Below are 7,793 nucleotides of genomic sequence, written 5' to 3'. Positions count from 1 at the left end.
AAACTTGCGTGCTCGTTCATAACGGCGACTTTACTAGTATAACAATCTCAATTCATAAAGTCAACAACTTTTTAAATTTCTTTTTTCATGCTGTATGCCGTGAACAGGCACGAGTAATAATATAACATCTATTTCTAAACATGGCAACAGTTTTTCAAAAAAAAGATTTAATTATTTTATGATACCCTCTAAATTAATTATTAAACCCCTGTTTAAGACAGGGGTTTAATATATATTAGTCGCGTTTTCTCATTAAAGGAAATAATAATACGTCTCTAATAGAAGGAGAATTCGTCAACAACATAACTAAGCGATCAATCCCTATACCTAGCCCTCCTGTTGGCGGCATACCATACTCTAATGCTTCAATGAAATCCTCATCCATCTCATGCGCTTCATCATTACCTTGCTCACGTTCAAGCAACTGACTTTCAAAGCGTTCCTTTTGATCAATAGGATCATTCAATTCAGTAAATGCATTGGCATGTTCTCTTGAAACAATAAATAGCTCAAAGCGATCCGTAAACCGGGGATCCTCTTCATTCTTTTTAGCAAGTGGCGAAATTTCTACTGGGTGGCCATAAATAAATGTTGGTTGTATCAGTTTTTCTTCAACATGTTGTTCAAAAAACTCGTTGAGAATATGCCCATAAGTCATATGCTCCGTTATAGCTACATTATGTTCTTTAGCTAATTGCTTCGCTTCTTCATCAGACATTTCTCCCCAGAAATCAACACCACAATATTCTTTAACAGCATCAACCATATGAAGACGACGCCATTTAGGCTCCAGATTTATTTCTTGATCTCCATATTGCACAGTTGTGGAGCCAAGAACATCTTTAGCTATATGCGCAACCATATTTTCCGTCAATTCCATAATATCATTATAATCTGCATACGCTTCATATAACTCAATCATTGTAAATTCCGGGTTATGTCTAGTTGAAACACCTTCATTACGGAAAACACGTCCTATTTCATAGACCTTTTCTAAGCCTCCAACAATTAGCCTCTTTAAATGCAATTCAATTGCTATTCTCATAAAAAAGGGCATGTCCAACGCATTATGATGTGTTTCGAACGGACGAGCAGCAGCTCCACCAGCTATTGAGTGTAACATTGGCGTTTCTACCTCAAGGAAACCTTGTTCATCAAGATAGCGTCTCATTGATTGGATTATTAGGCTACGAGCAATAAAAGTTTCTTTGCTTTCTTGATTCGTGATCAAGTCTAAGTAGCGTTGACGGTATCTTTGTTCTACATCTTTTAAACCATGGAACTTTTCTGGTAACGGGCGCAAAGCTTTAGTTAAATGTGTAAACTCTTTAACTTTGATAGAGAGTTCGCCAACCTTAGTTTTAAATACAGTTCCACTAACTCCTACAAGGTCACCAAGATCAGATGTAGTGAACTGCTCATATTGCTTCTCTCCAACTGTATCCTTACGAACATAAATTTGAATTTGCCCAGGAAGGTCTTGAATATGAGCAAAGCCCGCTTTCCCTTTTCCGCGCTTTGTCATTAGACGACCCGCTATCGTCACGCTAATTGCCTTTTCTTCTAGCTCTTCCTTAGAAAAAGCATCAAATTGTTCTTTAATTTCCTTCGTATTGTGTGTCCGTTCATATCGCTTACCAAAAGGGTCGAGACCTTCTTCACGCATAGAAGCCATTTTACTGCGTCTGACCTGCAGTTGGTCGTTTAATTCTTCATGACTCATATTTAACACTCCTCTATTTATATAGCCGATGACAAAAACATTTAGATATCCTCTATTATTGTACACAATAATACCTACCTAGACATCCTTGAACTTTCAGTTTACAAAAAATAACTGCCAGTGTTAACTGGCAGTGTATTAAATATGTTAACCAGCTTGCTTTTCCTCGACTGCCACTATGTCTACAATCTCATCTAGTACGCTAACTAGATCTGCTCTTGTATGACATTCATTAATAGCATTTCTTGTTTTCGCATTTCCCTTGATGCCTTTTAAATACCATGCAGCATGTTTTCTCATTTCACGCACAGCTATATTTTCTCCTTTTAAACCTATCAACCGATCCAAGTGAAGCTTACAAACATCCATCTTTTCTCTAACAGTTGGTTCTCCCATCAGATGACCTGTTTCTAAGTATTTCACTGTTTGATAAATCATCCACGGATTACCAAGTGCAGCTCGGCCAATCATTACACCATCAACACCCGTTTCATCAAGCATCCTTTTAGCATCCTGCGGAGTCGTCACGTCACCATTTCCGATCAAAGGAATATTAATTGATTGCTTCACTTGCTTAATAATATCCCAATTTGCTTCACCCTCGTACATTTGCACACGGGTACGACCGTGCATGGATACAGCAGCACCCCCAGCACGCTCTACAGCTTGGGCGTTTTCAACTGCAAAAATATGCTTATCATCCCAGCCAATTCTCATCTTAACAGTTACTGGTTTATTAACTGCATCTACAACAGCAGACACCATATCATAGATCTTAGTCGGCTCTAACAACCATCTAGCTCCTGCTTCGCACTTTATAATCTTATTAACAGGGCATCCCATATTAATATCAATAATATCCGCATTGGTGTTCTGATCAACAAATCTTGCTGCTTCCACAAGCGTGTCTTTTTCCCCTCCAAAGATTTGCAAAGAAAGGGGATTTTCTCTTTCATCTATATAAAGCATGTTCATCGTTTTCTTGTTTTTATGGACAATACCTTTATCACTAATCATTTCTGCACAGACTAGCCCAGCGCCAAATTCTTTGACAGTTAGTCTAAATGCTGAATTACAAACGCCTGCCATCGGGGCAAGCACTACCTGATTGTCCATTGTTATATCGCCAATTTTCAACACTTTTTCTCACCTCCACTCTTATCAATCTACCTCTTGAACATTCCCAGGATTCAATTCATTGATAGAAATACCTAATGCGCGAGATATCTTTTCAATAATTTCATTAGCAGGTGTACGACTTCCTCGTTCGATCTCTCCCAAGATAGAGACCGATACACCAATATCTTTTGCAAGTCCTTCTTGCGTATATCCTTTTAATTTTCGAAAAGCGCGGATGCGCCTTCCCCATCTATCTGTTTCCATAACCGAACTCCTTCTTTATCAGATATTTCATCCAGCACTTCAGTCAAAGGGATGAATGAATTCGGAAGCTCAAGGTTCCGGTCAATCTCTAGTAAAGGAATAAGGACAAATGCTCGTTCAACCATCCGAGGATGCGGAACTTGCAAAGCTTCCATTTCAATATTCTCTTTATTATACATCAATATGTCAAGGTCTATTATCCTTGGTCCCCATCGGAACTCTCTAATCCTTCCCAATTCCTGTTCGACTTTTAAACACGAATTAAGAAGTTCTATCGCTGATAATGAAGTCGTTATTTTAACTACCATATTTAAAAAGTTAGCCTGATCGACATATCCAATTGGTTCTGTTTCGTAAATAGAAGAAAGTGCTTCTATTTGAATATCCGGGTGCTGATGTAAATCTTTAATAGCCAACTTTAAACATTTTTCTCTATCGCCCATATTGGAACCTAGTGATAAGTAAGCTGTATTAATCATGTTCTCTGCCCCTCATGATTTCTATAGCAACAGAATGATAATGACCGGGTATTGGTGGGTCAGGCTTAATAACCTTCACAGTTACCCGTTCCACTTTATTAAAATGTTCGAGAATGGATTCAGCTATGTTTTCTGCAACTGCCTCAATAAGTTTATATGTTTGTTTTTCTACTATTTTTTGGCACAATGAGAAAATTTCCGCATAGCTAACTGTTTCCTTAAGATCATCCGTCATCCCGGCAGATCGCAAATTAGTTTCAGCTATGATACTCACCCGAAATCTTTGACCTAAGCGAGTTTCTTCCGGGAGAACGCCATGATAACCGTAGAATTCCATTTCATTTAAATAAATTTTATCCATTCTTCTCACCCTTCCCCATTAGAGCATCCATCATGATTGCCATCCTACTTATTTCTTTTACATCGTGCACACGCATGATATGACAACCTTTCTGAATACCAAAACATACTGTTGCCCCTGTACCTTCCATTCGTTCTTCCACAGGTAAATCAAGTGCCGTACCAATCATTCGCTTTCTTGAAGTAGCTAATAAAACTGGATAGCCTAGAGCTGTAAGTTTGTCCAAGTTCTTCATCATTTCAAGGTTCTCTGCGAAATCTTTCGCAAATCCAATCCCTGGGTCAAGTATAATCTTTTCATCAGCAACTCCTGCTTTTTTCGCAATCGAAATACTTTCATATAAATCATTTAGAACATCTCGAATAAACACATCATAATTACGCTGTTCCCGATTATGCATCAATATAATTGGGGTATTGTATTCTGCCGCAACATCTGCTATTTCTGGATCCTTTTTCGCGCCCCATATATCATTAATAATATGGGCCCCAGCTAAAATGGAACGTCTAGCTGTTTCAGCTTTATATGTATCAATAGAAATAGGAACAGCTGCATTTTCTGCAATTGCCTTAATAATTGGAACTACCCTATTCACTTCCTCTTCAATAGAAACTGGATCATGACCAGGCCTGGTCGATTCTCCCCCTATGTCAATAATATCCGCCCCATCTTTAATCATTTGCTTCGCGTGAGCAACTGCAAAATCTGGAGCGTTATATTGACCACCATCTGAAAAGGAATCTGGCGTTGCGTTTAATATTCCCATAATCAAGGTTTTTTCATTTATATTAAGTTCATACGGTCCACATTTGATGAGATTCATTGGTATACATCTTCCTCCCGCATATAAATTCCATTTCTTTAGTTTACCAAACTCAACCTAAAAAGAACAAAAAAAGCAAGCCTTAGCGGCTCGCCTTTTAATACCCATATAACTTTAGTTCAATTTTCCAAAGCAGCTGCTTCCTTAATCTTCAAATTGATATAAAGGTGTACTTAAATAACGTTCTCCATTACTAGGTAGGATAGCCAATACCTTTTTGCCTTTTCCAAGTTCTTTAGCTACTTTTAATGCGGCCGCTATTGCTGCTCCAGATGAGATCCCACCGAGAATGCCTTCTTCCTTTGCCGCTCTTCTAGAAAATTCAAATGCATCATTATTAGTAATTTTGATCACTTCATCATAAAGATCAGTATCTAGTATTTTTGGTATAAAGCCTGCACCGATTCCTTGAATTTTATGTGGACCTGGTTTTCCTCCAGAAAGAATAGGAGAATCTTCAGGCTCAACGGCATACAACTTTATATTCGGATAGTTTTCCTTTAACACTCCACCTGCACCTGTAATCGTACCTCCTGTACCAATACCAGCGACAAAACCATCTAATTGATCTCCCATTTGCTCTACAATTTCTCTTCCTGTTGTCAAGCGATGAATTTCTACGTTTGCCATGTTCTCAAACTGTTGTGGCACGAAGTATCCATTTGCTTCTGCTAATTCATTTGCTTTCTTTATTGCACCGTTCATGCCTTCAGCCCCAGGAGTCAGCACAAGTTCTGCGCCATATGCACGTAGTAAATTACGACGCTCCATACTCATGGTATCTGGCATTACTAAAATTGCCTTATATCCTTTCACAGCCGCAATCATTGCAAGACCAATACCTGTATTCCCACTGGTTGGCTCAATAATCGTGGAGCCATCTTTCAATTTCCCATCCTTTTCCGCAGCTTCAATCATAGCTAGCGCAATCCGATCCTTCACACTACTGCCTGGGTTCATATATTCAAGTTTCACATACACATCTGCACTTTCTTGATCAACCATACGATTAAGTTTCACAATCGGTGTATTACCTACTAGTTCAGCAATTGTATTTACCATTTTCGCCATCTTCTCCACCCCTAATTCCGAGTATTTTTGTTGGTTTATTTACAAATTAACATGCTCACACTTCTATGTCAACAATGAAAGTGCTTTCCTTGTATATTTTTTTTACACTGACTGAAGGAGTACACAAAAAAAGGCGACCATTTGACTGGTCACCTTTTCATTCATCCCTTCGCTACATCCCGTAACTCTTCTAATTCCTCTTTTGAAAATTGATATGTCGCATTACAGAAATGGCATTGCGCTTCTGCTTTTCCTTCTTCATCTATCATATCTTGGATTTCTTCAACACCAAGACTCACGATTGCATTTCCAAAACGCTCCTTGGAACATGTACAGTGAAATTCAATTGGCATTGTTTCTAAAATTTTTACATTTTCTTTTCCAAGCAATCTGTAAAGGATCTCTTCCGGTGTCAATCCTTCTTGAATTAAAGTGGAAATTGGTGGCGACAATTTTAATTGTTCTTCAATCTTGTTAATTACCTCGTCTGAAGTACCTGGCATCAATTGAATAATAAATCCACCTGACGCTAAAATTGTATTATCCGGATTTACTAATACACCAACACCAACAGAAGAGGGTGTTTGCTCAGATGTAGCGAAGTAATACGTAAAGTCTTCACCTAATTCACCAGATACAAGCGGGACCTGACCAGAAAAGTGGTCTCTAAGTCCAACATCCTTGACTACCGTCAGTGTACCATTCGCACCTACTGCTCTTTTAACATCTAATTTTCCTTGCTCATTCAAGTCAAAGTGTGTTTGAGGATTCGTTACATACCCACGTACATGACCTTTCGCATCAGTATCCACCAAGATAACACCAAGAGGGCCGTCCCCCTCTACCTTAATGGTTATTTTCTCCTCACCCTTTAACATAGCACCCATCATTACACCTGCAGTCATTGCTCTTCCCAATGCCGCCGATGCAGTTGGCCAAGTATAGTGACGACGTTGTGCTTCATTGATCGTGTCCGTACTTTTCACTGCGTATGCACGAACTTGCCCTCCATAAGCTAACGCCTTTACTAAATAATCACTCATTTAATAACCGCCTTTCATTCACTCATTCATGTTTCTCTTATAGATGAGTTGCAAGCCTTTTAACGTTAAATCTTGATCTACTATATCAATCATATTTGTTTCCGTGGCAATTAAGTTAGCTAAACCACCAGTAGCTACAACTGTTGGCTTATGCTTACTTTTATCAATAATACGTTTTACAATACCCTCTACTTGTCCTACAAATCCAAATAAAATACCGGCTTGCATTGCTGCTACTGTATTTTTTCCAATGATTTCATCAACAGACATAATTTCAATTCTTGGAAGTTTTGCCGCCTTTGAATATAATGCTTCCGTTGAGATACCAATACCAGGTGCAATTACGCCACCCATATAATTATTCTTTTCATCAATGTAACAAAATGTAGTTGCTGTGCCGAAGTCAACAATAATAAGGGGACTACCGTAAGATTCTATCCCCGCAACTGCATTCACAATTCGGTCTGCACCAACTTCACGTGGGTTTTCATACTTTATATTTAAGCCCGTTTTAATTCCCGGCCCGACTATTAAAGGTTTTTCTCGAAAATATTTCAGGCACATTTTTTCTAGGGTAAACATAATCGGTGGTACAACAGAAGAAATAATGATGCCATTAATATCTTCAAATCGAAGCCCTACATGCTCAAATAATGACTTGATAGCCATACCGAATTCATCTTCAGTCTTATGCCGACTTGTTTCAATTCGCCAATGGTATTTCAATTCATCTTGTTTATATACCCCAAGAACGATATTTGTATTACCTACATCCAAAACAAAAATCATTATTTTCACCACATTTACTAGAGACTTTTTTCACTTCAAACATCATACCACAATTCAGATTGATGTGTAGAATTGTAAGTCCACTTTCACTTCATCAAAAAATACTCCGTAAATGTTAGTT

Annotated in this window: 9 protein-coding genes; all 9 read right to left on the bottom strand. The window is 38.4% G+C overall.

All coding sequences use genetic code 11. The features are described from left to right. Nucleotides 1–235 precede the first annotated feature (235 nt). The 9 genes from lysS to BLE01S_RS19090 all read right to left on the bottom strand — a co-directional run bounded on the left by lysS (nucleotide 236) and on the right by BLE01S_RS19090 (nucleotide 7,672). Nucleotides 236–1,723 (bottom strand): lysine--tRNA ligase, encoded by a 1,488-nt coding sequence (gene lysS, locus BLE01S_RS19130; protein WP_066146271.1) that lies wholly within the window; start codon nucleotides 1,721–1,723, stop codon nucleotides 236–238. A 147-nt stretch (nucleotides 1,724–1,870) separates the two neighbouring features. Next, the gene (gene dusB, locus BLE01S_RS19125) at nucleotides 1,871–2,863 is read right to left on the bottom strand and encodes a tRNA dihydrouridine synthase DusB (RefSeq protein ID WP_066146268.1); all 993 of its coding nucleotides are present in this window, start codon (nucleotides 2,861–2,863) and stop codon (nucleotides 1,871–1,873) included. A 21-nt stretch (nucleotides 2,864–2,884) separates the two neighbouring features. After that, nucleotides 2,885–3,106 (bottom strand): helix-turn-helix domain-containing protein, encoded by a 222-nt coding sequence (locus BLE01S_RS19120; protein WP_066146265.1) that lies wholly within the window; start codon nucleotides 3,104–3,106, stop codon nucleotides 2,885–2,887. After that, complete coding sequence (gene folK, locus BLE01S_RS19115) at nucleotides 3,058–3,585, bottom strand: 2-amino-4-hydroxy-6-hydroxymethyldihydropteridine diphosphokinase (RefSeq protein ID WP_066146262.1); 528 nt, start codon at nucleotides 3,583–3,585, stop codon at nucleotides 3,058–3,060. Before folK ends, BLE01S_RS19120 begins: the two co-directional genes overlap by 49 nt. Next, a complete protein-coding gene (gene folB, locus BLE01S_RS19110; protein ID WP_066146259.1) occupies nucleotides 3,578–3,946 on the bottom strand; it encodes a dihydroneopterin aldolase in 369 nt (122 codons plus the stop codon). Before folB ends, folK begins: the two co-directional genes overlap by 8 nt. Continuing rightward, on the bottom strand, nucleotides 3,939–4,769 hold the full coding sequence (gene folP, locus BLE01S_RS19105; RefSeq protein ID WP_066146256.1) for a dihydropteroate synthase: 831 nt from the start codon (nucleotides 4,767–4,769) through the stop codon (nucleotides 3,939–3,941). Before folP ends, folB begins: the two co-directional genes overlap by 8 nt. A gap of 144 nt (nucleotides 4,770–4,913) precedes the next feature. Next, nucleotides 4,914–5,840, bottom strand: a complete 927-nt coding sequence (gene cysK / locus BLE01S_RS19100; RefSeq protein ID WP_066146253.1) for a cysteine synthase A — start codon at nucleotides 5,838–5,840, stop codon at nucleotides 4,914–4,916. Between the two features lie 161 nt (nucleotides 5,841–6,001). Next, on the bottom strand, nucleotides 6,002–6,883 hold the full coding sequence (gene hslO / locus BLE01S_RS19095; protein ID WP_066146250.1) for an Hsp33 family molecular chaperone HslO: 882 nt from the start codon (nucleotides 6,881–6,883) through the stop codon (nucleotides 6,002–6,004). A gap of 18 nt (nucleotides 6,884–6,901) precedes the next feature. Beyond that, a complete protein-coding gene (locus BLE01S_RS19090; RefSeq protein ID WP_066146247.1) occupies nucleotides 6,902–7,672 on the bottom strand; it encodes a type III pantothenate kinase in 771 nt (256 codons plus the stop codon). Nucleotides 7,673–7,793 lie beyond the last annotated feature (121 nt).

The sequence above is a fragment of the Lederbergia lenta NBRC 16444 genome (assembly GCF_001591545.1).
Classification (GTDB): domain Bacteria; phylum Bacillota; class Bacilli; order Bacillales; family Bacillaceae_C; genus Lederbergia; species Lederbergia lenta.
Note: the sequence above shows the minus strand (reverse complement) of the source record. Positions and strands in the feature narration are given on the sequence as shown.

Coding starts and splice junctions, on each gene's coding strand:
- BLE01S_RS19090 (WP_066146247.1), bottom strand. CDS start 7,672: ATGATTTTTGTTTTGGATGTAGGTAATACAAATATCGTTCTTGGGGTA.
- BLE01S_RS19120 (WP_066146265.1), bottom strand. CDS start 3,106: ATGGAAACAGATAGATGGGGAAGGCGCATCCGCGCTTTTCGAAAATTA.
- folB (WP_066146259.1), bottom strand. CDS start 3,946: ATGGATAAAATTTATTTAAATGAAATGGAATTCTACGGTTATCATGGC.
- folP (WP_066146256.1), bottom strand. CDS start 4,769: ATGAATCTCATCAAATGTGGACCGTATGAACTTAATATAAATGAAAAA.
- lysS (WP_066146271.1), bottom strand. CDS start 1,723: ATGAGTCATGAAGAATTAAACGACCAACTGCAGGTCAGACGCAGTAAA.
- cysK (WP_066146253.1), bottom strand. CDS start 5,840: ATGGCGAAAATGGTAAATACAATTGCTGAACTAGTAGGTAATACACCG.
- hslO (WP_066146250.1), bottom strand. CDS start 6,883: ATGAGTGATTATTTAGTAAAGGCGTTAGCTTATGGAGGGCAAGTTCGT.
- folK (WP_066146262.1), bottom strand. CDS start 3,585: ATGATTAATACAGCTTACTTATCACTAGGTTCCAATATGGGCGATAGA.